Here is a 22,821-nt window from a genome sequence, read left to right on the forward strand (position 1 = left end):
ATTATAATGGGAAGCCAGGTTGTCAGGAAAATAGCGACTGATCGATTGGCATATTGCACGACAAGGCGCACATAAGCCTCAGGCGGGCCTTTCTAGCATTAAGGTGACTGGCCTTGAGCACGCCTATCGCGACCTGTTCAGCCAGTGATCCCCGGTACTCATAAACTTCTGCAAGCCTGCCCCATTGGGTAGAAGACACGACCGCCACAGGAACGCCCGCGGCTCTCAAAACACCCAGCGGTTTCATCCAGTTCGGCGGAACATGTCCACGGCCGACAGCGTCTATCACCAACCCTTGGGCACCGCTGGCCACCGCTGCTTCAAGCAGGGCGGGCGATGCGCCAATCGCCACCGGAAGAATATCCACCCGCGGCAGTTGCTCGCCTGGCGCAATGGCACTCAAGCGCTGCACCCGCTTGGTGAGCCTGACCTCATCGCCATCGACAAACCCCACGGGCCCGATACCCGGTGAACCAAAGCCATTAAGCTGATAGCTGCTGAGTTTACGCACAGAGCTTGCCGCATGAATTTCCTCATTGAACACCACCAATACGCCGGCGCCCCGTGCCTGCGGTGCATTCGCTACCTTCAACGCATCGCGAAGATTGGGGCCGGCATCTGAGCCCGTGGCATAGGGCACGCGTTGAGCGCCGGTGACCACAAGCGCCGTGTCTTCAAGCGCCAGGCTTGTGTCGAGAAAATAAGCGGTATCTTCGAGGGTGTCTGTGCCTTGGGACACCACCAACCCGGCCACATCTTTGCGCTGGGACAACTCAAGACACAACACTCTGAGCTGCAGCAGGTCTTCAGTGGTAATGGCATTACTGGGCTTCTGGCAAAGAGTGATCACTTCAACCGGACCGTCGCTTTTAATCTGCAACTTGTCCATCAATTCTTTACCTGAAAGAGCACCCGCAATCGCCCCTCCCGAGCTGCCCGGAAGACTGGCGATGGTGCCGCCCAGTGAAATAAGTACTACGGTATTTTTCATATCTATATCTTCAGGAAAAATGGTCAGGATGTTCGATCGCAAAGTACAGAACAAATACTTCGGTTTTGGCATTTTTGCCCAAAATTAATAAATGCCCGTTAGCTCATGCAAACTTTCAATGAACGGGCCAAGTACCGATAATACCATTTTAATCTCAAATCAAAAGAGCCGCCCTGATGCGTAAGAATCTTCCCCTGACAGAACAAGAACGCAGCTTTGACCCGTCTCAGCGACTCATATCTACTACAGATGCCAAAGGCAACATTCTATACTGCAATGATGTGTTCGAGGCCGTCAGCGGTTTCACCAGGGAAGAGCGGATTGGCAGCCCTCACAACATTGTCCGGCACCCTGACATGCCTCCCTCTGTGTACGAACACATGTGGCAGTGTTTGAAGGCCGAAAAGAGCTGGATGGGTATTGTGAAAAACCGCTGCAAGAACGGTGATCACTATTGGGTGGACGCCTACATTACCCCAACCTTCGACAACGGCAGGTTGACTGGATACGAGTCTGTTCGCACCAGGCCGAGCCTCGAGCGCGTTTCCAGGGCTGCAGAGCTTTACGCCAGCATCAATTCAGGCAAACTGACATCGCCTGCGGTGCTTGCTGTAAAATCAGCGTTTTTAGAGCTTTGGATCCCAACGGCTGTAGGCCTTGTCGTCGTTGCTGCTGCGGCATTGGTAGCTGGAGCATCCTTTACGGGAGCAAGCCTTCCGTTGATTAGCGCAGTCGTTGCAGGCTTTATTGCCAGCCGTCAGTTCAAGGGTCGCGTTAACGCGGCTCTGACTGAGGTTCCTGATGCCTTCGACAGTGAGCTGGCCGCCCGGGTGTTTACCGAAGACCGGGATGTAACCGCAAAACTGCGAATGGTTTTAATAAGCGAAGGTGCGCGAATTCGAACTGTTTTAACACGAATAGGTGACTACGCGGAGCAGACCAGCGAAGGGGCTGCGGATACGCAGGTTCTTGCCAGCAAAACCAAACACGCCTTGGTTGAACAACGCGCCGAAGCGGATATGGCGGCCACGGCCATGACCGAAATGACGGCTTCAATTAACGAAGTAGCATCCAACATTCAGCTGACGGCTGAAGAAGCTCAAAGCGCTACTTCCCTGGTTGCACGGGGCAGTGATGTCGCCCAGACCACGCTGAAGGTAATTGAAGCGCTGTCCGTTACGGTTGATCAGGTGCGCACTGCCGTGGAAAGCCTGGCGACTGAAACGGACCACATCAATACAGCAGCCAGCTTAATTCAATCCATTGCAGACCAAACCAACCTACTGGCTCTCAATGCTGCCATTGAGGCCGCCCGAGCGGGCGAGCACGGCCGCGGGTTTGCGGTTGTAGCGGACGAAGTTCGCTCACTGGCGCAAAAAACACGTGAGTCAACCGAATCCATTCAGAAGATCATCACTACCCTCCGAGCCAGCGCCAAGCATGCCGTGGATAGGGAGTATAGACAAAGTCGCAACGGGATTTCCTTAAAGAAAAAAGGGTGCCCTACTGACCGACTAATGTTCTTTTGAATCCGAACATTAGCTTTGCGCGATCAACAGATTGCTTTATTCTCATTCTCTAGTTCTTCTTGCCAGTTATTTTCTGCCTGGCTTCGCTGCTTTACCTGAGCAGAAATCATGAACAGTGTCCCTTTGCGCCTGCGTTACCAGACCATAGAGGTCGGCAATACTGATATCCACCTGTGCACCCTGCGCGACAATCAGCAGTTCGAGGACCCGGAAGGCGTCGCCGATGCCCTTGGCATTTCCTCTGCGGCCTGGCCCATTTTTGGCGTAGTGTGGCCGTCTGGCCTGGTGCTGGCAAACCATATGCTGAACTACCCGATAGAAGGCAAACGCACCTTGGAAATCGGCTGCGGCATGGCGCTATCAAGCCTGTTGCTGAACGCGCGCCACGCCGATATCACGGCGACCGACTATCACCCCGAAGTTGAACACTTCCTGGTTCGCAACACTCTGCTGAACCAGGGCAAACGCATTGCGTTTGAGCGGGCAGACTGGGCCGATGACCGCAGTGAACTGGGGCTTTTTGACCTGATTATTGGCAGTGATCTATTGTACGAAGATGGCCACGTTCAGTTGCTTGCCGAGTTTATTAACAATCATGCTAAACCCCGCTGCGAGGTGATTCTGGTAGATCCGGGGCGTGGTCGAAAAACCAAAATCAGCGTGAAACTGGCCGCGTACGATTTCAGCAACAGCCACACAAAACCCGTTCACACCGATTACCTTGAGAAGCCGTTTAAAGGTCACATCCTCGAGTTTTCTCGAAATATGTAACGCCCAACCCTTGACACATTCGGCAGCGAAACTTACTATACGCGCCGCTTCCATCGTTGATGGCGCGCTGGCAAGGTAGCTCAGTTGGTTAGAGCACAGCACTCATAATGCTGGGGTCGGTGGTTCGATTCCACTCCTTGCTACCAGATTTCAAAGACTTACAGCTAACGCTGTGGGTCTTTTTTTTGTTTGCGGGAGATTTACGGGTATAACCGTATTTTCGCAAACATCACGAGGACGACCTCGCCTATTTGGGGACACAGCATTCGGGACGGCCCGCTGCAACGGAGTTTTGTTGATGCGCACCACACCAGACCGTATTCGCCAAGCGGTCAGTTTTGAAGTGATTGGTCTGATTGTTGTTATCAGCTTTGGCACCCTCGTACTGTGCTACTCCATGAAGGACTTCGGCTTGCTAAGCGCTATTGGTGCCACCATCGCTACCGTTTGGAACTACATCTACAACCTACTGTTTGATCACGCCCTGCTGAAGTACACCGGCACGCCCAAGAAATCCGTTAAGCTGAGAGCTGTTCATGCCTTTGGTTTTGAGCTGGGCCTGCTGATCGTCTTCCTGCCGATTGTATCTCGCATATTGAATGTAAGCCTGATGGAAGCTCTGGTCATAGACCTGGGTTTTATGTCGTTTTATCTAGTGTACGCCTTTGCCTTTACTTGGGCCTACGACACCCTCTTCCCCATTGGCCAGCCTTTTCACAAATCGGGGACCGAGTTCAAGTAGGGGACAGATTTGAAATCTGTCCCCTGTCGCCATGCCAGCGCTTGTATAATAGCGCGCCTCGCAGCATAGGAATTGTGTGTGCTCATCTCGATTTATCTGATTGCCATCACCGCCGAAGCCATGTCTGGCGCGCTTGCCGCGGGCCGGCGCAACATGGATATGTTTGGCGTGGCGTTGATTGCCTTTGTTACAGCACTGGGTGGCGGTACGGTGCGAGACATGTTGCTGGGCAACTACCCGATTAACTGGACCCAGCACCCCGGCTACATCTACATCACCGTCAGCGCCGGCTTGTTTACCATGGTGATCGCCCGTTATATGCGGCGCCTGCATCAACTGTTTCTGGTTCTGGACTCCCTCGGACTGATCGCCTTCACTATTATCGGCTGCCAGGTGGCTCTAAAGCTGGATTACGAGATCCCGGTTGTGATTATGGCAGGCCTGATCACCGGGATTTTTGGCGGCATACTGCGGGACATTCTTTGCAACCGAACGCCTCAGGTTTTGCGCCACGAGCTTTACGCCAGTGTGTCGTTAATTGTGGCCCTGCTTTATCTTTATCTGCAACACAAACAGGTGCACGACGACATCAGCTTGCTGGCGGCGTTCAGCGTTGGCCTGGCCCTGCGCATGTCAGCTATTCGCTGGCATTGGTCACTTCCGGTGTTCTCATACGACCCCGCACGCTGGAACGACTGATCGCGCATTAGCTTAGAATTTCTAATTCGAAAGGCGGCTCTTTTAACCGGTTGTGACTGTGGCATACTGCAAGATTGCACATGTCCACTTTCTATAACCAAAAGGAATGAGCCGTTATGAAGCGGGAAACCATAGCGTTGCACGCCGGGTTCAAAAGCGACCCCACCACCAGAGCGGCAACCACGCCGATTTATCAAACCACCTCTTATACCTTTGATAACACCCAGCACGGCGCTGACCTGTTTGATCTGAAAGTGCAGGGCAATATTTATACCCGCATCATGAACCCCACCAACGCTGTGCTGGAAGAGCGAATGGCGCAGCTGGAAGGCGGCATTGGCGCGCTGGCAGTTGCTTCGGGCATGTCTGCCATCACCTATGCCCTGCAAACCATCTGTACCGTGGGCAATAACATTGTCAGCACCAGCCAGCTTTACGGCGGCACCTACAACTTGTTTGCCCACAGCCTGCCGAACCAGGGCATTACCTGCAAAATGCTCACCCACGATGACTTTGACGGCGTAGAAAACGCCATTGATGAAAACACTCGTGCTTTGTTTTGTGAATCCATCGGCAACCCGGCCGGCAACGTTGTGGACATTCAACGCTGGGCCGAGATAGCGCACAAGCACGGCTTGCCGCTGATCGTAGACAACACCGTTGGCACACCGTTCCTGTGCCGCCCCATCGAACATGGCGCAGATATCGTCGTTCACTCGTTGACCAAATATCTGGGTGGCCATGGCACCACCGTTGCCGGCGTTGTGGTGGATTCCGGCAAATTTGACTGGAAAGCCAACGCCGACAAGTTCCCGATGCTGAACAACCCAGACCCGTCGTACCACGGTGTGGTGTACACCGAGGCCCTGGGGGCAGCCGCATTTATTGGCCGTTGCCGAGTAATCCCGCTGCGCAACACCGGTGCCGCGCTGTCGCCGTTTAACGCGTTCTTGATTATGCAGGGCATTGAGACCGCCGCTCTGCGGATGGAACGCCACTGCGAGAACGCCCAAAAAGTCGCTCAGTTCCTACAGGATCACCCGTCTGTAGAATGGGTTAACTATGCCGGTCTGGCTAACAGCCCGTTCCGCGCAACCTGCGAAAAAATTTGCGGTGGCAAAGCCTCTGGTATTCTCAGCTTTGGCATTAAAGGCGGCCGAGACGCCGGCGCGCGTTTCATCGACGCGCTGGACATGGTGCTGCGCCTGGTCAACATTGGCGACGCCAAATCCCTGGCCTGCCACCCGGCAACCACCACTCACCGCCAGCTAAACCCGGACGAGTTGAAATCTGCGGGTGTTAGCGAAGATCTGGTGCGCCTGTCGATTGGCATTGAGCACATTGACGACATAATTGCCGATGTTGCCCAGGCCCTGGACGCCGCCGTTCGCTGAGCATTTCAGCCATCTGCACTGCCAGCCTGGCCCAGTAGCGCAGATGTTGCACGTCAATTCCATGCCCGTGTTTATCCTTACTGTCCTTGTATCTGACGCGTCCCGGCTTTAACCTTTCAAGTCTAACCAAAGTCTTTTGTACAGAACGAGAGTCCCTCATCCATGACCGCAAACACTAAGCCCCGTGTGGCCAGTGGCACCAAGTTCCGCAGTGAACATGGCTTTGCTGCTATTAAGGACGGCGTTAAGCAAAGCCGCAATGTTTCAAGCGAAGGCGTCAGCAACGATCCAAAGCCCAAATGGTTGCGTGCACGTATGCCCGGTGGTGAGCGCTATGAGGCTGTCAAAAAGAATGTGAACAGCCACAAAGTTGCCACCGTGTGCCAGGAATCTCACTGCCCCAACATCGGTGAGTGCTGGGCCAACGGTACGGCAACGCTGATGGTAATGGGTTCGGTGTGCACCCGCGCCTGCAAATTCTGCGCGGTAGACACCGGCAACCCGAACGGCTGGCTAGACAAAGACGAACCTGAGAATACGGCAAAATCGGTGGAACTGATGGGCCTGCGCTACATTGTGCTGACATCGGTTGACCGCGACGACCTGCCTGACGGCGGTGCCGGCCATTACGCAGCCTGTGTATCAGCCATCAAACACCGCACGCCGGACGTCAGAGTGGAAGCACTCACGCCGGACTTTGACGCTGTCATGAAGCACGTAGAGCAGGTAGTAGACTCGGGCCTGGATGTGTTTGCCCAGAACGTCGAAACCGTTCGTCGTCTGACTCATCCGGTACGCGACCCGCGAGCTGGCTATGAGAAGACTCTAAGCGTACTCAAGCACGCCAAGCAATACCGCCCGGATGTCCTAACGAAAACCAGTCTGATGCTGGGCCTGGGGGAAACCGACGAAGAAATTCAGCAAACCATGGACGACCTGCTGGCGGTGGGCGTGGATATTCTGACGCTGGGCCAGTACTTGCGACCTACTCCGAACCATTTGCCGGTGATGCGCTACGTCACACCGGAAGAATTCAACCGTTACCGGGAAATTGGCCTGGCCAAGGGCTTTATGGAAGTGCCATCAGGCCCCATGGTGCGGTCGAGCTATCGTGCAGATCGAGTATTTGACAAGAACAACTTGGGATTGGCGGTGCCAGCAGTTCCTGCCTCAGTAAAAACAACACCGGCAGGATCCGAGCCAGTCAACGCCATGCAGATACCGGTCACATCCGTAAGCTGACCGAGCACCTGCACTGGCATCTTACCGCTGTCGGCGGAGCTGCGCTTACTGGCCGCCCGGCTGACGCTGTTGTTGCATCTGCTGCATTTTTTGCATTTGCATCTTCAGCTCAGTGCGCTGTTCATCTGTGAAAATACTTTCTACCTTCGCCTGCATCAGGGTAGACAGCGCGGCCATCTCACCGGTCACATCACCCAGCTCTTCCGCGTGTTCGCGAATGGCATCTTCGTTGAAATCTTCTTTTACCTCGGCTTGCAACTTCTGCTGCAGCGTTTGTGCCTGCTGGCGCAGATCGACAATCTGACCCTGCAATTCGTCAAACACGCCGCGGATCTGTTCTTGTTGCTCGTCGTTCAGGCCAACCATTTGCGCCAGCTGGTCAATACGGTCGGGCTGGCCATTTGCCTGTTGCGCCAATGCCGGCGCCGACAAACTTACCGCAATCAGTGCTGTTCCCAGTGCTTTTACCAATTTCATACTGCTCTCCGTTTGAATAACGTCACACACCCTAAAGCATCATGCGGGTAAGTCGCACCCCACGATGGCTGTTGATTTCGAATAATAGCCGCCAAAGCGGCTGCCAGCCCACCATTACGGCGATTTTCAGGCAAATATGAAAGTTTGGTCATCGACTTTCGGTATTGCGCTGAAATTGCTGCATAATGGCGGCTCTTTTTATTCACACACACTGGCCAGCGCGTTTTGAAATCGGCGTTTCGAATTCAGTGCATTTACGGGCAGCGGGAGTAGCACGATGGCGATTAACTGGTTTCCAGGGCATATGCACAAAGCCCGCAAGGAGATCAAAGAAGTCATGCCGAAGATGGACCTGATCATCGAGGTGGTGGACGCCCGCATTCCTTTCAGCAGCGAAAACCCGCTGGTGCCTGACCTGCGCGGTGATACGCCATTGATCAAAGTGCTTAACAAGCGTGACCTGGCAGACCCCGATGTAACGGGGCAATGGCAAAGCTGGCTGGAACGGGAGCGCGGTGTAAAAACCATCACCCTGACCCACAACCAACGCAGCGAAGCACTGGACATCCTTACATTGGCCGAACAGCTGACGCCGAATCACGATCGCCAGAAAAGCGCACTACGGGTGATGATTCTGGGCATACCTAACGTCGGCAAATCTACCCTGATTAATACCCTGGCCGGACGACCCGCCGCAAAAACAGGTAACGAGCCGGCAGTCACCCGAGCCCAACAAGCCATCAAACTGCCGAATAACATTTTGCTGTACGATACCCCCGGTTTCTTGTGGCCCAAGCTTTCACCGGCGGCCTGTGGTTATCGCCTGGCGGTCACCGGCGCCATTCGCAGCGCTGTGCTGGATTTTGAAGACGTAGCACTGTTTGCTGCCGAGTATTTGTTGGCTAATTACCCCGAATTTCTGACCAGCCGTTACGGGCTGGACCCGCTGCCTGTTGACGGCCTGGCCGCAATGGACGCCATTGCGGCCAGGCGCCGATTTTTTGGACGCGGCGGCATACCGGATTTACACAAAGTGTCGGAGGTGTTACTCAACGAATTCCGCGCCGGCACCCTGGGGCGAATTTCTCTGGAAACACCGCGTCTGATCCAGCATGAAACCGAGATTGCTCTGGCTGAAGCCGAAGTTCAAGCAGCACTGGATGCAGAAAAGGCGATTGCGGATAGCAAAAAGAAGGCTAAAACCCGACGTAACCGCAAACGTTAAAGTCGCATCTGCGTCTGAACCATGGTCATATACCGTACGCTGATGAAAAGCTTTACCATTACACCTTTATAACGCAACACAAGCGCCTGTTCCGGGCGCCGGTAAGGAGAGATTTATGAGACGTGTCGTCGTCACCGGAATGGGGATTATTTCCTGCCTGGGCAACAGCCTGGACGAAGTTACCAACAGTCTGAAAACCGGGAAATCTGGCATCCGCTTCAGTGAAACCTATAAAGAACTGGGGTTTCGCAGCCAGATTTGCGGCGCACCGGATGTCGACACCTCGGTCATTGACCGAAAAGTACGTCGTTTTATGGCTGACTCGGCCATGTACAGCTACTTGTCTATGCAACAGGCCATTGCCCAGGCCGGCTTGACCGACGACATGGTATCAAACGACCGCACCGGTCTGATTGCAGGCTCTGGCGGCGCGTCTTGCTCAAGCCAGGCGGAAGCCGTTGACATTCTGCGCGCCAAAGGCGTGAAGCGCATTGGGCCTTATATGGTACCGCGCATTATGGCCAGCACTGTCTCTGCGTGCCTGGCGACTGCCTTCAAGATTCGCGGCGTGAACTATTCCATATCGTCGGCCTGCGCCACCAGCGCGCATTGTATTGGCCAGGCTATGGAACAAATACAGCTGGGCAAGCAGGACATTGTGTTTGCCGGCGGCGGTGAAGAAGAAGACTGGAGCCTGACCATGATGTTTGATGCCATGGGTGCCCTGTCGACCAAATACAACGATGCACCGGAAACCGCATCGCGGCCGTTTGATAGCAAGCGTGACGGTTTTGTGATTGCCGGTGGCGGCGGTATGCTGGTAATGGAAGAACTGGAGCACGCCCGCAAGCGCGGCGCCCACATTATTGCCGAGCTAACCGGCTACGGAGCTACTTCAGACGGCTACGACATGGTTGCACCGTCTGGCGAGGGTGCCCAGCGCTGCATGAAGCAGGCCATGGCGACCATGCATGGCAAAGTTGACTACATCAACGCCCACGGCACCAGCACCCCGGTTGGCGACGCTGCGGAGATGGGTGCTGTTCGCAACACTTTCGTTGACAAAGTACCGCCGATTTCTTCTACCAAGTCATTGTCTGGGCATTCGCTGGGCGCTGCCGGTGTACAGGAAGCCATTTACTCGTTGCTGATGATGCAAAACAGCTTTATCGCCGGAACCGCAAATCTGCACGAGCTGGATGCGGCCATTGCTGATCTGCCCATTGTGGGACCGGCGGGCCAAGAAGCCACCCTTAACGCGGTGATGTCCAACAGCTTTGGCTTCGGCGGCACCAATGCATCGCTGATATTTGAGCGTCTGTAGGGAAGGCCGGCCAGAAACGCCATTGGCAAACGGATTGATCCGTACTAAACTGATGTTTGATATGGATCAAATTTGACGGGCCATCTGCTATGAACCAAGCAATTCGACTCCATCAGGTTGCGTCACAGCTCAAGGCTACATGTAACAAGTGTAGTCTGAGCAATCTTTGCCTGCCCCTTGCTGTGGAAGAGAATGATTTGGAACGCCTTGAAGACATTGTTTTGCAAGGCAAAATCTTCAATCGGGGCGAACATATTTTTGACCAAAGCACGCCTTTTAAGTCGTGCTTTGCGGTGCGTAGCGGGTCGGTAAAAACCTCGATTATTACCGAAGGCGGAGATGAACAGGTTACCGGTTTTTTCATGCCTGGCGAGCTGATTGGGCTCGACAGCATGGCAACCGACAACTACGCCTGCACCGCCAAGGTACTTGAGCGCACCAGCGTATGCGAATTTCCAGTAGACAAACTGGAGCACCTTACGCGCAAGTTGCCTGAGCTTCAGCACCACATATACCACCTGATGAGCCAGGAGATACAAAACAGTCACCAACTAGCCATGCTGCTGAGCAAGAACACCGCGGAGGAGCGTATTGCAGCTTTGTTGTTGTCGCTGTCCAGCCGCTTTCAGCGCAGGCGCATGTCGCCCACTAATTTCAGCCTGCCGATGGCACGCAACGATATCGCGAACTTTTTGGGCCTGGCGGTAGAAACGGTTAGCCGGGTGTTCACCCGCTTCCAGAATCAGGGCATTATCAAAGCTCGCGGCCGTGAAGTTGAACTGCTAGACGTAAAAGCCCTGCAAGTGGTTACCCGCGATTTTGCCCGCCAGGGTTGTCGCTAAAAAAGCGTTTCCAGTTAGCTGACGGGCTTAACCGGATCTGGCGCTTTTAGCAGAGTCAGCTCATCTGTCAGCCCCACACGCCATGGGACTTGCTTGATACCAAAGGTGTTACGGATTTTTGTGCACACCAAGCGTGTGTTTACCGGCTCCAACTGACCCCATCCGCTGACCTCATCCACCAGATGTAAATCCTCGGGAATACCCGGCAAGCCGGCGATGGCCAAACCCAGCTCATACAGACTGATATCCTCAGAACCGGCGTACTGATAGGTGCCCCACACTTCAGCCCCGCAATCAAGCTGTTGAATAATCGCGCGCATGACCCGCGCCAAATCGGTGACTGCCAAGGGCTGACCAACGCAGCGGCCGGGCAACGACAAGCGGGTGCCAGCAGCTGTGCTGGCCTGAACCTTCCGTATAAAGCGCCCCAGACTCCATCCTGTTCGCAAAATAATGTGGCGGGTTAATAAACCGCGCAGGCCCTGCTCGCACTCCCACTGCCAAACACCCAACTGGTTCACCGGCTGCCCGGGGTTAGAAGCAATATAAGCCGTCTGTTTGCGGCCATCAAAAATATAGCAAGTGGACAATTGCAGCATCGCGATATTGCGATCGCGGGCAAACTCGCCCAGCGCCAGAGGCAATGACAAAGCCGCGCGTTTGACGTCATCAGGGTGTTCCTGGGCGGATTCCGGATCGGCCAGCCAAAGCGCATTGACAATCAAGTCCGTATCCGCCGGAATCCAGCTTTCCAGGGCCGCCAGATCCACGCTGGCCGTGTTACTCACCAGCAAAGGACTGACCTGCAAAGAAGTGGCGCGCAGCTGCTCCAGCAATACTCTACCCAAGGGGCCGTAATCGTGAACTACCAGAACATGCACGGGTCTTCTTTACCTCCAATCCTGTTAAGTAAGACTAACGCCAGCGCCGAGGTACCCGGGCTGTAACGCCGGTCAGCAACTCGTAACCAATCGTACCGGCGTGGCCGGCCACGTCATCCACCGGCACCGTGGTGCCCCACAGCTCTACCGGGTCGCCATTGCGCGCCGCGGGGGCAGCGCTCAGATCGACCGCCAGCATATCCATCGACACCCGACCGATAAGCTGTATGCGCTGACCATGGACAGCAGCAGGGGTACCCGTGCCCGCATGGCGAGGGTAACCGTCGCCGTAGCCCAAGGCGACAACGCCCATGCGCGTAGGCTTGTTCGCAACCCAACTTGCGCCGTAACCCACGCTGTCGCCAGGCTGCAACAGACGGGTACTGATCAGCGGCGCCTGTAACGTCATTACTGGCTTTAACCCCAGCTCCGCAGCCGACGTACCAACAATGGGCGACGCGCCATACAACATGATGCCGGGGCGGCTCCAGCCAAACAGCTTTTGGCCTGACCTGAACAACGCCGCCGAGTTGGCAACGCTGCGCTGCAACCCGGGCCAAGGCGCGGTCGCCTTCTCGAAACGCTCGGTCTGCTGCTGCGTCATGGTGCTGCGTTCGTCATCGGCACAGGCAAAGTGGGTCACAAAACCAATCACCTTTGGCGTCAGCTGGTGATGCGCAAGCGTCGCCATAACCTGGGCCAGCTCCTCTGGATGAAAACCCAGGCGATTCATCCCGGTATTTACTTTCAGCCAGATGCGCGGCGCAACTGGCGCTCGCACAAGCCACTGCAACTGGTCGTCGCAGTGCAGCACCGGTTCAAAGTTGTGCTCTATGCAAGTCGCCAGATCCTGTTCACTGTGAACCCCCTGTAGCAAAGCAACAGGCTGCTGGCTTACGCCGGCATTACGAATGGCGACGGCCTCTTCAATACACGCCACCGCAAATTTGGGCGCCACCGCAGCCAAGGCACCCGCAACTCCCGCAATGCCGTGGCCGTAGCCATCGGCTTTAATCACCGCCATGGCACTGGATTGCCCAGAACGCTGGCAGGCCACTTGGTAGTTATGCTGCAGCGCTTTTGAGTCTATCAGCGCAAAGGACCCCCTTGACATCAGTAGTCGTCTCCATACTCGCCATAATTACCGTGGGCAAGATCTTCAAACTTGGTGTATTTGCCAATAAACGCCAAACGTATCGTACCAATAGGGCCATTACGTTGCTTGCCGATGATAATTTCGGCCACACCTTTATCTGGAGTATCTTCGTTATAAACCTCATCACGATAGACAAACATAATAACGTCTGCATCTTGCTCGATAGCCCCGGATTCACGCAAATCCGAGTTGATGGGCCGCTTGTTGGGGCGTTGTTCCAGGCTGCGGTTGAGCTGCGACAGCGCAACCACCGGGCAGCTCAGCTCTTTGGCGATGCCCTTGAGTGAGCGTGAAATTTCGGAGATTTCCGCGGTGCGGCCCTCAGTGTTTCCAGGCACCCGCATCAGCTGCAGGTAATCCACCATAATCAGCCCGATTTTGCCGCCATTCTCCCGCGCAATGCGCCGTGCCCGCGAGCGCAGCTCGGTTGGGCTAAGGCCGGGAGTGTCGTCAATATACAGCGGTTTGTCTTTCAGCAGGCTAACCGCCGAGGTTAACCGGGGCCAGTCGTCTTCTTCAAGCTTGCCATTGCGCACTTTGGTTTGGTCTATGCGCCCAAGCGAAGACAACATACGCATGGCCAAAGCGTCCGCTGGCATCTCCATGCTGAACACCAATACCGGCAAACCGCTAGAAATCAGGGCGTTTTCAACGATGTTCATGGCGAGCGTGGTTTTACCCATAGACGGCCGCCCGGCAACAATGATCAGGTCTGAGGGCTGCATTCCGGAGGTGCGTTCATCCAAATCACGAAAACCCGTGGTCAAGCCGGTGGTCTGTTCGCCAGATTCGAACAGCTCTTCAATGCGGCTTAAGGTTTGCGTAAGAATCGGATTAATGCCCTTAGGACCAGAACCTTCTTTAACCCGCGACTCGGCAATCTGGAACACCGTGCGTTCGGCTTCGTCCAAAATTTCACTGCTGTTGCGACCCAATGGGTTGAACGCTGAATCGGAAATCTTACCCGACGCCTCCACCAACTGACGCAAAATAGAACGTTCGCGAACAATATCGGCGTAGGCGCGGATGTTTGCTGCACCGGGTGTTTTTTCAGCCAGCTCAGCCAGATACGACAGGCCACCGGCGTGTTCGATGTCCCCTGCCCGCTCCAGAAATTCGGCCAGAGTAACAACGTCTAGCGGCTCGTTTTCACTGGCCAGGCGTTCCACCGCGCCAAAAATCAGCCGATGGTCCTGGCGATAAAAATCCACCGCCGAAATCATCTCGGAGATTTCATCAAAGCGGCGGTTGTCCAGCATCAGCCCACCCAACACGGCCTGCTCCGCTTCCAAGGAATGCGGCGGCACTTTAATTCGGCTGGTTTCTGGGTCGCTATTTGCGGGCTTAAGATTCGGCTTTGCCATGAACACGTCTTCAGTTGACCACTGCTCTGGCGTAAGAATTACGAATGCTCAGTGGCAATGGGAGAGGAAACAAGACTTTGAAGCATACCAGAAAGCAGCAAGCCCGAAACCGTATTGCTACCGTTCCGGGCCTACTGTGCGGCAATAAAGATCAGAACTGACCACTATCGCCTGATGCTGAACTGCTGCCGGTTACTCGGCAACAACCGCCAGCTTAACGGTTACGTGCACATCGCTGTGCAGCTTAAGCTCAACTTCGTACTCGCCAACAGCCCGCAGCGGGCCTTCTGGCAGCAGAACTTCGCTCTTTTCTACATCGGTACCGGCAGCGGTGATGGCATCAGCCACGTCGCGCACACCAATAGAACCAAACAGCTTGCCTTCATCACCGGCTTTAGAGCTGATGGTGAAAGATGCGTCTGCGAGCTTTTCAGCGCGGGCTTGCGCAACAGCCAGTTTTTCAGCTGCGGCTTTTTCAAGCTCGGCACGACGCTCTTCAAACGCGTTCAAGTTGGCTTCAGTGGCCGGAACCGCTTTACCATAAGGCAACAGGAAATTACGGCCGTAACCGGATTTCACATTAACCTTGTCACCCAGGGTACCCAGGTTTGCAACTTTTTCGAGCAGAATAACTTCCATCTCGTTAACCTCTTCGTGCTTTATTCGACCGGTCCGGGAGGGTTGATTCGCCCCCGAATATTCAGCCAACTATCCACAAAAGCCAGAACTACTAACAGAATCATCAGACTTGGACCCAGCAATGCCAGCGCAACGTAAAACATCACCAGCCATTGGCGGCTCAGTTTTTTACGCGCTACAACACCATGAACCAGCGCCAGCCCGGCCAGAAACAGCGGGGTTCCCGCAGCCCAGGCCAGCAGCACGGTGTTTAACCCCAGCACGGGGCCAATTACCATGGTGACGGCAAACACAACTGCAAATACCGGCGACAGGCGCAGCCCGTAAAACTCTGTACGCAAACCGCCAGGGTTGTACAGTGCTGCCTGCCAACCACGGGCCAGCAGGGTCATACCTAGGGCCAAAGCCAGATAGGTACCCGCCATACTGGCGCTCATGGTTTGCCGAATCACAGATTCCAGGTTGTTACCCAGCGACTGTGCTACGTCGGCGTTGTATTGCTGGTAAAACTGAACTCCGGTTTGCACCAGAATGTCCATCAGGCCAGGGTACAGCTGCGGCAAAACCAATCCGGTCACAATTGCCAGAAAAGTACCGCCACACAGAGCTTTGTCCCACGACGAAGTCACTCGCAACAGAGCTGTCATCAGCATCACTTCCAGCAACACGGCCAGAGCAGTAGGGTCTTGCCCGAACCAACTCCAGCCCAGTGCCGGCAGCAATGCCCAAAGGCCAACGTTCAGCCCCTGGCGAATGCCAAGCCGTAATATAACCAGCCCGACAACCGCTGCACCAACCCAGAAAAGCAGTGGTATAGCCGTCGTTAAAGCCGCTACTCCGCTGGCCTGCAGGGGACCGCGCATTACAAATTGTGCCAGTGCACGCATGGTCCCAAGTCCTGTTTATCTGTTCTTAGTTATCGTGGCTGTCCGAATACGGCAGCAGTGCCAGGAAGCGGGCGCGCTTGATAGCGGTGGCCAGCTGACGCTGATAACGTGCTTTGGTGCCGGTAATGCGGCTAGGCACGATTTTGCCTGTTTCAGTGACATAACCTTTCAGGGTGTCCAGATCCTTGTAATCGATCTCTTTAACACCTTCTGCCGTGAACCGGCAGAACTTGCGACGTCTGAAAAAACGAGCCATAACTTAACTCCGGTTAATTACTCTTCTTCGTCTGTGTCGTCAGCTTTCTGGCTTTCGTCAGATTCGGCTGAGCGGCGCGGACGATCATCTCCACTTGGGCGGCGGTCTTCGCGAGACTCGGCAGCTTTCATCGGAGACATATCGGTAACAGCTTCATCACGACGCAGGATCAGCTCACGCATGATGGCATCGTTAAAGCGGAAGTTATGAGTCAGCTCGTCCATCGCGGTCTGTGAACATTGAATGTTCATCAGCACGTAATGAGCTTTGTGAATCTTGTTGATCGGGTATGCCAGGTGACGACGGCCCCAATCTTCCAAGCGATCTACCTGGCCACCATCTTCAGTGATGAGGCTGGTATAACGCTCGATCATAGCGGGCACTTGCTCGCTTTGATCCGGGTGTACCATAAATACAACTTCGTAGTGACGCATGAATTCTCCCTACGGATTGAACAGCCCCTAGATTTGCGGCGGGCGTAAACGCCATCAATGCCGCACAACGTAAAAGCAAGGAGGTGGCAGCAGAACTGCCGTTTTTGTGCCAGGCCCGGAACACTTTATCGAAAAAACGTTTGCCGGCGCTGGCGAGGTAATGCATTGCCTTTGTTGAGACAATAAAGAACCACCCCAAGAAAGGGGTGAGGTATTCTATGCGGGTGCCGCCAGGTATGCAAGGGTTGATAAGGTGTCGCGGTTAGCCCTTGGCAGTACGCTGGCGCAAGGCTTCGTAAAGACACACACCACTGGCAACAGATACGTTCAGACTTTCAACGTCGCCCATCATCGGTATGTTGATCAATTGGTCACAGTGTTCACGGGTCAACCGCCGCATACCCTTGCCTTCGGCGCCCATCACCAACGCCAGCGGGCCAGTCAGGTCGGCCTGGTGCAAGGTAGTGGTGGCTTCACCCGCCGTGCCGACCAGCCAAACGCCCTGTTCTTGCAAGGTGCGCAGCAGGCGTGCCAGATTGGTAACACGCACAAAAGGTACGGTTTCTGCCGCACCGCAAGCAACCTTGCGGGCAACCGGCGTTAAGGTGGCGGATTTGTCTTTCGGCACAATTACCGCCTGCACGCCAACTGCGTCGGCGGTGCGCATGCACGCGCCCAGGTTATGGGGGTCGGTAACGCCGTCCAGAATCAACAGGAACGGCGGCTTTTCAGAGTTTGCCAGCAACGCCAGCAAATCATCTTCGCTCCATTCGCGGCTTTCGCTGACCGACGCAACAACGCCCTGATGGACACCGGCAACGCGGCTGTCCAGCAGTTTGCGGTGCACAATCTCCCAAGACACACCCAGGGTATCCAGCAGTTCGGTGGTGCTTTTTACCCGCTTATCCTGGCGACCGGTTTGAATCCAAACTTGCAGCAGCCGCTCGGGTTCACGCTTTAAGACGGCTTCAACGGCATGCCAGCCAAATACAAATTGCTCTGCCACTGACGGTATTTCCTGCTAAAAGATTTTAGTAAATCTACCACCGCCTTGCGCGCACATTAAAGCCGGCAAGGTGGTGGTCAGCGAAAGACTATAAAAAGTCAGCTGGGCTCACTAGCTCTTGGGTCTGCGCTTGCGCGGTTTACGCAATTCGCCGCCACTGACATCGCCGTCGCTTGTCGGGGCTTTTCCACCAGCAACACGAGCCGCATCGGCAGCCAGTTGGTCACGCGCAGAGCCGGCGGCCGGCTTGGCACGGCTCGATTTCGGGCCGGCGGATCTGGCCCCGCGGCCTGCAGCTGGCTTATCCGACTTGCCACCGCGCTTAGTGCGATCACCTTTGGCTTTACCGTCTTTTTTGCTACCTTTACCGTTTTTACCTACATCTCGACCGGCGCGGCTGTTCACTTCAAGCGCATCGCGGTCGGCCTGGCGACGCTTTGGCGTGCTTACCAACTCCAGGTCAATCTTGCGATCTTCCATGCCCACGCGCATCACTTTGACTCGCACTTCATCACCAAGGCGGAAGCTGATTGCGGTACGTTCGCCAATCAACCGGTGCTTGGCGTGATCGTGCTGAAAGTAGTCGCCATTCAACGTCGACACGTGCACCAGGCCTTCGATATAGATATCGGCAAGCTCTACAAAGAAGCCAAAACCAACAACAGCCGCAATAACGCCGTCGTATTCCTCACCTACGTGGTCACTCAGGAACTCACACTTCAGCCACGCCATTACGTCACGAGTGGCATCGTCAGCGCGGCGCTCGGCCATCGAAGCATGCTCACCGAACTTCTCCATACGCGCATAATCGTACGGATATTTTGCCAGTTCCGCGTCTGCCTGGTCTGGCGCAATCACGTCTTTCGTTGGCTGGTCTGCATGAATACAGGCTTTGATTGCCCGATGCACGATCAGGTCCGGATATCGCCGAATCGGCGAGGTAAAGTGTGCGTAGCCCGAATACCCCAGGCCGAAGTGGCCGGCTTCTTCAGGGCTGTAAACTGCTTGGCTCAGAGAGCGCAGCATGACAGTCTGAATCACTTGAGCATCAGGCCGCTCACCGATAGAGCCCAGCAGTTGCTGGTAATCAGCCGACGTAGGCTTATCGCCACCGCCAAGCTGCAACCCTAACTCGCCCAAAAACAGCCGCAAGGAACCAAGGCGTTCTTCCGACGGGCCATCATGCACTCGATACAGCGCCGGCATTTTGTGTTTTTTCAGGAAGCGCGCCGTAGCCACGTTGGCCGCCAGCATGCATTCTTCCACAATTTTGTGGGCGTCATTGCGCTGCACCGGCACGATTTCTTCAATCTTCCGCGCGGCATCAAACACGATGCGGGTTTCGGTGGTTTCAAAATCAATGGCACCACGCTCAGTACGCGCTTTGCGCAGCAGCTTATACAAGCCATATAGATTGTGCAGCTCGGGCAATACGGCGGAATACTGGTTGCTCAGCTCGATACCACGAGGAGATTCGGGATGCTCCAGAATATCGCTGACCTTGTTATAAGTCAGCCGCGCGTGGCTGTTCATTACCGCCTGATAGAAGGTGTAGCTACTGATGTTGCCGGCGGCGCTGATGGTCATATCCGCCACCATGCACAGGCGATCCACCTCCGGATTCAGCGAACACAGGCCGTTGGACAACTTTTCTGGCAGCATGGGCACTACGTGGTCTGGAAAATACACTGAGGTGCCGCGATTCAGCGCTTCGTCATCCAGCGGTGAGCCCGGGCGCACATAGTGCGACACATCGGCAATGGCTACCAGCAACCGGTAGCCACCGCGCGGGCGCGGCTCGCAATAAATGGCATCGTCGAAATCCCGCGCGTCTGCACCGTCAATGGTCACCAGTGCCAGCTCACGAATGCACACGCGGTTGCGCTTGTCAGCATCGGTGACCTGCTCGGAAATAGCCGCGGTTTGCTCGCCTACCGCATCCGGCCAGGAATGGGGAATGTCGTAGGCACGAATCGCTACGTCAATTTCCATGCCCGGAGCCATATGTTCACCCAGCACCTCGGTGACGCGCCCGGTGGGCTGACTGCGCAGAGTGGGCTGACGAATGATGTCAACCACCACGTACTGCCCATGACGTGCGGCGCCCGCCATCTCATCCGGTATCAATACTTCGTGGTTGATGCGAGCGTTTTCAGGCACTACAAACATAATGCCGCTTTCTTTAAAGAAGCGGCCGACAGTTTGCGTGGTGCGGTGCTCCAGCACCTCAACAATCACGCCCTCACGGCGGCCACGATCGTCTACTTTGTCAACGCGGGCAACCACACGGTCGCCGTGAAACACCTGACGCATCTGGCGCGCGGTCAAAAACAGGTCCGTGCCATCACCATCGGGTGTTAAAAAACCGAAGCCATCTTTATGGCCAATCACCCGGCCGCTCACCAGGTCGGCTTCTTCAATCGGCAAAAAAGCGTTGCGGCGGTTGCAAATAAGCTGACCGTCACGGCACATCGCAATCAGGCGGCGGCGCAGGGCTTCAATGCTCTCTTCGGACGACTGCCCCAGTTCTTCGCACAGGGTTTCGTGTGTGGCCGGCGCGCCCCGGTTTTTCAAATGCGCAAGAATAAATTCGCGGCTCTGAATCGGGTTGTCGTAATTCTGGGCCTCACGTTTGGCGTGGGGGTCGTTGGATGTCTTCTTACTGGAAACCATTCGGATCCTTGTTTGCTATCTGCGCCTCAGCGGCACAACTGTATTGAGTCAATGGGCATTAGCATAACAGTATAACGCCGGTTCGCCGAAACTGCCTGATACACGGGCTTTATAAAGCAGGTAGAAAGCGCATCAGTAGTTACACTTGGACACGCCCGTAACCCTTTCCTTAATAGCGCCAGAGACGGCAAATAAACATATCAGCCTTTTAAAAAAAGTGTTTGACAGCTTTTCGACGAATCATTAAAGTACGCGCCATCGGTTGGGTGCAAACTTGGCCGGTGGCAAAAAATTCTGAGTTCTTAACATCGAATATTTTGTGAATCACCTGCCGAGGTGGTGAAATTGGTAGACACGCTAGCTTCAGGTGCTAGTGCTCGCAAGGGCGTGGAGGTTCAAGTCCTCTCCTCGGCACCATTCTTTTTGAATGGCCTTCCAGATCAAAGATTTACCCTTCAATCAATATTTTCATAATCTCTCTGGTACAAAAAATGGTACGCAGACGGTTTTTCTGTGGGTTTACGAATGTGCTCACTATGTCGTCCGAGGACGAATGGGTTTTTCCTTTTAACTCAGCTTTCTCCCTTTCGACGCATCAAACCAAGCCATATCTGCTCGCTCCGATTCTGTCAGTGGCATGGATCGCCTGAGGTTATTCTCTATCGATTTAGTAACCGCTTCCCATTAAAGACAGCAACAGAGATATTTCCTTCTCATTTTACCGCCCTTATCGTTTTCAGAAGACGACCTTTGAGGAAATTAGGCGAACTGAATGCCAAATTGCCCTGTAACTGTAGGTTCGCGCACTCTGCCTCAAAAAAAGCCTCCTAACTTTGCCATCATATTGGGTTGCAACAATCATCAAAAAGAACAGCAATGCGTCAGCTAGCGTTTGCCAGATGACACCAACACCGACGATGGCAGTTAGCCCTGACAGCTTCAGGTCAGGCATCCAGAAACTTGCGCCATAGATGGCAATTTCCAGTGACGGAACAAATTCCTGATGACATGGAACGGGTGCCCCACCTTGGACCGGATCTGAGCTTTTGCTCCCCCCCCAGCAGCAGAGCCTAAGGACAATCGCTGACACGTACAAGGCACGTGAGCTGTTAAAATTATTATGGTCATTTTCCACATGACTCAACATCCATTGAAGAGCAGCTACAGACATGGCTAACACCAAAGCATACGCCGCACAATCTGCGCAATCAGGCGTCGCACCGTTTAGTTTCGACCGCCGAGAACCTCGCCCCGACGATGTATCCATCGAAATTGATTACTGCGGTGTCTGCCACACCGATATTCACTTTGCGCATAATGACTGGGGAGTAACTGTTTACCCGGTAGTTCCGGGCCATGAGATTGTTGGCCGGGTTACCGCTGTAGGCAACGATGTCTCAGCCTACAAGGTTGGGGATATGGTTGGCGTGGGTTGCATGGTGGACTCTTGCCGCACCTGCTCCGCCTGCGAATCCGGCCTTGAGCAATATTGCAAAGAGGGTATGACCGGCACCTACAACGGCGAAGATCGTTACGATCAATCCGTCACTTTTGGTGGCTACTCAGACAACGTGGTCGTCAGCGAGCGTTTCGTGGTCAGGATACCGGAGAAGTTGGACCCCGCCGCCGCTGCACCGCTGCTTTGTGCCGGCATAACCACCTATTCCCCATTGCGCCACTATGGTGTCAAAAAGGGTGACAAGGTGGGTGTCATCGGGATGGGCGGCCTCGGCCATATGGGCGTGAAGATCGCTAAGGCGCTGGGTGCTGAAGTGACCATCTTCACCCGTTCTGAAAGCAAGGTTGCAGAGGCCAAGAAACAGGGCGCCGACCATGTGGTAATTTCCACCGATGAACAACAGATGAAGGACGCCACTGAAACTTTTGATTTCATGCTGGATACAGTGCCGGTTCAGCACGACCTGAATCCCTACCTGAACTGCCTCAGCCATGATGGCACCCACATTCTGGTGGGTCTTCTGGATCCGATTGACCCCCCGCTGGAAGCTGGCAACCTGGTCCTTAAACGTCGGGTATTGGGCGGCTCGCTGATCGGTGGCATGCCGGAAACCCAGGAAATGCTGGATTTCTGCGCTGAACACGGCATTAGCTGCGATATCGAAATGCTCGATATCAAGAATATCAACGAAGCTTACGAGCGCATAAAAAAAGGCGATGTGAAGTATCGTTTCGTGATTGATATGGCAACTTTAAAAGACGCCTGATTCAATAGAGAAGCTGGGATAAAGCTATTTTTAAGCGCCTAACCCGTCTAAACCAGCGGTTTGT

The 22,821-nt window shown here is 54.7% G+C and carries 22 protein-coding genes and 2 tRNA genes; 12 read left to right on the forward strand and 12 right to left on the reverse strand.

Annotated features, from left to right (window positions below; genetic code table 11):
* Positions 1-22 precede the first annotated feature (22 nt).
* Complete coding sequence (locus MIH18_RS07875; protein ID WP_249007777.1) at positions 23-991, reverse strand: asparaginase domain-containing protein; 969 nt, start codon at positions 989-991, stop codon at positions 23-25.
* Between the two features lie 176 nt (positions 992-1,167).
* Here MIH18_RS07875 and MIH18_RS07880 point away from each other — a divergent pair, with 176 nt between their 5' ends.
* From MIH18_RS07880 to lipA, 7 genes are all read left to right on the forward strand, one after another.
* Complete coding sequence (locus MIH18_RS07880) at positions 1,168-2,520, forward strand: PAS domain-containing methyl-accepting chemotaxis protein (RefSeq protein WP_249014272.1); 1,353 nt, start codon at positions 1,168-1,170, stop codon at positions 2,518-2,520.
* A 108-nt stretch (positions 2,521-2,628) separates the two neighbouring features.
* Complete coding sequence (locus MIH18_RS07885; RefSeq protein ID WP_249014273.1) at positions 2,629-3,291, forward strand: protein N-lysine methyltransferase family protein; 663 nt, start codon at positions 2,629-2,631, stop codon at positions 3,289-3,291.
* 69 nt (positions 3,292-3,360) lie between these two features.
* Positions 3,361-3,437 (forward strand) — tRNA-Met (locus MIH18_RS07890).
* 152 nt (positions 3,438-3,589) lie between these two features.
* The gene (locus tag MIH18_RS07895) at positions 3,590-4,033 is read left to right on the forward strand and encodes a PACE efflux transporter (protein ID WP_249007774.1); all 444 of its coding nucleotides are present in this window, start codon (positions 3,590-3,592) and stop codon (positions 4,031-4,033) included.
* Positions 4,034-4,111: 78 nt separating this feature from the next.
* Entirely contained in the window at positions 4,112-4,732 is a 621-nt protein-coding gene (locus tag MIH18_RS07900; protein ID WP_249007773.1) for a trimeric intracellular cation channel family protein, read from the forward strand.
* 116 nt (positions 4,733-4,848) lie between these two features.
* Positions 4,849-6,126 carry an aminotransferase class I/II-fold pyridoxal phosphate-dependent enzyme gene (locus MIH18_RS07905; RefSeq protein WP_249014274.1) on the forward strand — a complete coding sequence of 426 codons (1,278 nt, stop codon included), beginning with the start codon at positions 4,849-4,851 and terminating at the stop codon, positions 6,124-6,126.
* 162 nt (positions 6,127-6,288) lie between these two features.
* Positions 6,289-7,368 carry a lipoyl synthase gene (gene lipA / locus MIH18_RS07910; RefSeq protein WP_249007771.1) on the forward strand — a complete coding sequence of 360 codons (1,080 nt, stop codon included), beginning with the start codon at positions 6,289-6,291 and terminating at the stop codon, positions 7,366-7,368.
* 45 nt (positions 7,369-7,413) lie between these two features.
* On the opposite strand, the gene MIH18_RS07915 is transcribed toward lipA, so the two are convergent.
* Complete coding sequence (locus MIH18_RS07915) at positions 7,414-7,845, reverse strand: Spy/CpxP family protein refolding chaperone (protein WP_249014275.1); 432 nt, start codon at positions 7,843-7,845, stop codon at positions 7,414-7,416.
* Between the two features lie 277 nt (positions 7,846-8,122).
* Here MIH18_RS07915 and ylqF point away from each other — a divergent pair, with 277 nt between their 5' ends.
* From ylqF to fnr, 3 genes are all read left to right on the forward strand, one after another.
* The gene (gene ylqF / locus MIH18_RS07920; RefSeq protein ID WP_249014276.1) at positions 8,123-9,070 is read left to right on the forward strand and encodes a ribosome biogenesis GTPase YlqF; all 948 of its coding nucleotides are present in this window, start codon (positions 8,123-8,125) and stop codon (positions 9,068-9,070) included.
* Positions 9,071-9,185: 115 nt separating this feature from the next.
* Positions 9,186-10,394 carry a beta-ketoacyl-ACP synthase I gene (gene fabB / locus MIH18_RS07925; RefSeq protein WP_249007768.1) on the forward strand — a complete coding sequence of 403 codons (1,209 nt, stop codon included), beginning with the start codon at positions 9,186-9,188 and terminating at the stop codon, positions 10,392-10,394.
* Between the two features lie 89 nt (positions 10,395-10,483).
* Entirely contained in the window at positions 10,484-11,236 is a 753-nt protein-coding gene (gene fnr / locus MIH18_RS07930; RefSeq protein ID WP_249007767.1) for a fumarate/nitrate reduction transcriptional regulator Fnr, read from the forward strand.
* Positions 11,237-11,250: 14 nt separating this feature from the next.
* Here fnr and MIH18_RS07935 read toward each other — a convergent pair whose 3' ends face one another.
* The 9 genes from MIH18_RS07935 to rnr form a co-directional block, all read right to left on the reverse strand.
* A complete protein-coding gene (locus tag MIH18_RS07935) occupies positions 11,251-12,117 on the reverse strand; it encodes a sugar nucleotide-binding protein (RefSeq protein WP_249007766.1) in 867 nt (288 codons plus the stop codon).
* A gap of 34 nt (positions 12,118-12,151) precedes the next feature.
* The gene (gene alr, locus MIH18_RS07940) at positions 12,152-13,231 is read right to left on the reverse strand and encodes an alanine racemase (protein WP_249007765.1); all 1,080 of its coding nucleotides are present in this window, start codon (positions 13,229-13,231) and stop codon (positions 12,152-12,154) included.
* Positions 13,231-14,637: a replicative DNA helicase gene (gene dnaB / locus MIH18_RS07945; RefSeq protein ID WP_018404828.1), complete on the reverse strand. Its 1,407-nt coding sequence runs from the start codon at positions 14,635-14,637 to the stop codon at positions 13,231-13,233. The genes alr and dnaB overlap by 1 nt, the downstream gene beginning before the upstream one ends.
* 192 nt (positions 14,638-14,829) lie before the next feature.
* Positions 14,830-15,276, reverse strand: coding sequence for a 50S ribosomal protein L9 (rplI, locus tag MIH18_RS07950; RefSeq protein WP_249007764.1), 447 nt, complete (start codon positions 15,274-15,276; stop codon positions 14,830-14,832).
* Positions 15,277-15,296: 20 nt separating this feature from the next.
* On the reverse strand, positions 15,297-16,163 hold the full coding sequence (locus MIH18_RS07955; RefSeq protein ID WP_249007763.1) for a hypothetical protein: 867 nt from the start codon (positions 16,161-16,163) through the stop codon (positions 15,297-15,299).
* 25 nt (positions 16,164-16,188) lie between these two features.
* Positions 16,189-16,419 carry a 30S ribosomal protein S18 gene (rpsR, locus tag MIH18_RS07960; RefSeq protein ID WP_007348899.1) on the reverse strand — a complete coding sequence of 77 codons (231 nt, stop codon included), beginning with the start codon at positions 16,417-16,419 and terminating at the stop codon, positions 16,189-16,191.
* Between the two features lie 17 nt (positions 16,420-16,436).
* Positions 16,437-16,853 carry a 30S ribosomal protein S6 gene (gene rpsF, locus MIH18_RS07965; RefSeq protein ID WP_249007762.1) on the reverse strand — a complete coding sequence of 139 codons (417 nt, stop codon included), beginning with the start codon at positions 16,851-16,853 and terminating at the stop codon, positions 16,437-16,439.
* A gap of 262 nt (positions 16,854-17,115) precedes the next feature.
* Positions 17,116-17,859 carry a 23S rRNA (guanosine(2251)-2'-O)-methyltransferase RlmB gene (rlmB, locus tag MIH18_RS07970; RefSeq protein ID WP_249007761.1) on the reverse strand — a complete coding sequence of 248 codons (744 nt, stop codon included), beginning with the start codon at positions 17,857-17,859 and terminating at the stop codon, positions 17,116-17,118.
* Positions 17,860-17,970: 111 nt separating this feature from the next.
* Positions 17,971-20,532 carry a ribonuclease R gene (gene rnr, locus MIH18_RS07975; RefSeq protein WP_249014277.1) on the reverse strand — a complete coding sequence of 854 codons (2,562 nt, stop codon included), beginning with the start codon at positions 20,530-20,532 and terminating at the stop codon, positions 17,971-17,973.
* Positions 20,533-20,862: 330 nt separating this feature from the next.
* Here rnr and MIH18_RS07980 point away from each other — a divergent pair.
* Positions 20,863-20,949, forward strand: a tRNA-Leu gene (locus MIH18_RS07980).
* 319 nt (positions 20,950-21,268) lie between these two features.
* Here MIH18_RS07980 and MIH18_RS07985 read toward each other — a convergent pair.
* Positions 21,269-21,703, reverse strand: a complete 435-nt coding sequence (locus tag MIH18_RS07985) for a hypothetical protein (RefSeq protein WP_249007759.1) — start codon at positions 21,701-21,703, stop codon at positions 21,269-21,271.
* Between MIH18_RS07985 and MIH18_RS07990 the strand changes: the two genes are divergently transcribed.
* Positions 21,702-22,757 (forward strand): NAD(P)-dependent alcohol dehydrogenase, encoded by a 1,056-nt coding sequence (locus MIH18_RS07990; protein ID WP_249007758.1) that lies wholly within the window; start codon positions 21,702-21,704, stop codon positions 22,755-22,757. The genes MIH18_RS07985 and MIH18_RS07990 overlap by 2 nt on opposite strands.
* Positions 22,758-22,821 lie beyond the last annotated feature (64 nt).

It is taken from the genome of Marinobacter sp. M3C, assembly GCF_023311895.1.
GTDB lineage: Bacteria > Pseudomonadota > Gammaproteobacteria > Pseudomonadales > Oleiphilaceae > Marinobacter.

What these genes read in the sequence shown, in the direction of transcription:
- MIH18_RS07875 (WP_249007777.1), bottom strand. Translation starts at nt 991, where the DNA reads ATGAAAAATACCGTAGTACTTATTTCACTGGGCGGCACCATCGCCAGT.
- rplI (WP_249007764.1), bottom strand. Translation starts at nt 15,276, where the DNA reads ATGGAAGTTATTCTGCTCGAAAAAGTTGCAAACCTGGGTACCCTGGGT.
- MIH18_RS07985 (WP_249007759.1), bottom strand. Translation starts at nt 21,703, where the DNA reads ATGTCTGTAGCTGCTCTTCAATGGATGTTGAGTCATGTGGAAAATGAC.
- lipA (WP_249007771.1), top strand. Translation starts at nt 6,289, where the DNA reads ATGACCGCAAACACTAAGCCCCGTGTGGCCAGTGGCACCAAGTTCCGC.
- rnr (WP_249014277.1), bottom strand. Translation starts at nt 20,532, where the DNA reads ATGGTTTCCAGTAAGAAGACATCCAACGACCCCCACGCCAAACGTGAG.
- MIH18_RS07915 (WP_249014275.1), bottom strand. Translation starts at nt 7,845, where the DNA reads ATGAAATTGGTAAAAGCACTGGGAACAGCACTGATTGCGGTAAGTTTG.
- MIH18_RS07955 (WP_249007763.1), bottom strand. Translation starts at nt 16,163, where the DNA reads ATGCGTGCACTGGCACAATTTGTAATGCGCGGTCCCCTGCAGGCCAGC.
- MIH18_RS07905 (WP_249014274.1), top strand. Translation starts at nt 4,849, where the DNA reads ATGAAGCGGGAAACCATAGCGTTGCACGCCGGGTTCAAAAGCGACCCC.
- alr (WP_249007765.1), bottom strand. Translation starts at nt 13,231, where the DNA reads ATGTCAAGGGGGTCCTTTGCGCTGATAGACTCAAAAGCGCTGCAGCAT.
- ylqF (WP_249014276.1), top strand. Translation starts at nt 8,123, where the DNA reads ATGGCGATTAACTGGTTTCCAGGGCATATGCACAAAGCCCGCAAGGAG.
- fabB (WP_249007768.1), top strand. Translation starts at nt 9,186, where the DNA reads ATGAGACGTGTCGTCGTCACCGGAATGGGGATTATTTCCTGCCTGGGC.
- fnr (WP_249007767.1), top strand. Translation starts at nt 10,484, where the DNA reads ATGAACCAAGCAATTCGACTCCATCAGGTTGCGTCACAGCTCAAGGCT.
- rpsF (WP_249007762.1), bottom strand. Translation starts at nt 16,853, where the DNA reads ATGCGTCACTACGAAGTTGTATTTATGGTACACCCGGATCAAAGCGAG.
- MIH18_RS07885 (WP_249014273.1), top strand. Translation starts at nt 2,629, where the DNA reads ATGAACAGTGTCCCTTTGCGCCTGCGTTACCAGACCATAGAGGTCGGC.
- MIH18_RS07895 (WP_249007774.1), top strand. Translation starts at nt 3,590, where the DNA reads ATGCGCACCACACCAGACCGTATTCGCCAAGCGGTCAGTTTTGAAGTG.
- rpsR (WP_007348899.1), bottom strand. Translation starts at nt 16,419, where the DNA reads ATGGCTCGTTTTTTCAGACGTCGCAAGTTCTGCCGGTTCACGGCAGAA.
- MIH18_RS07990 (WP_249007758.1), top strand. Translation starts at nt 21,702, where the DNA reads ATGGCTAACACCAAAGCATACGCCGCACAATCTGCGCAATCAGGCGTC.
- dnaB (WP_018404828.1), bottom strand. Translation starts at nt 14,637, where the DNA reads ATGGCAAAGCCGAATCTTAAGCCCGCAAATAGCGACCCAGAAACCAGC.
- MIH18_RS07880 (WP_249014272.1), top strand. Translation starts at nt 1,168, where the DNA reads ATGCGTAAGAATCTTCCCCTGACAGAACAAGAACGCAGCTTTGACCCG.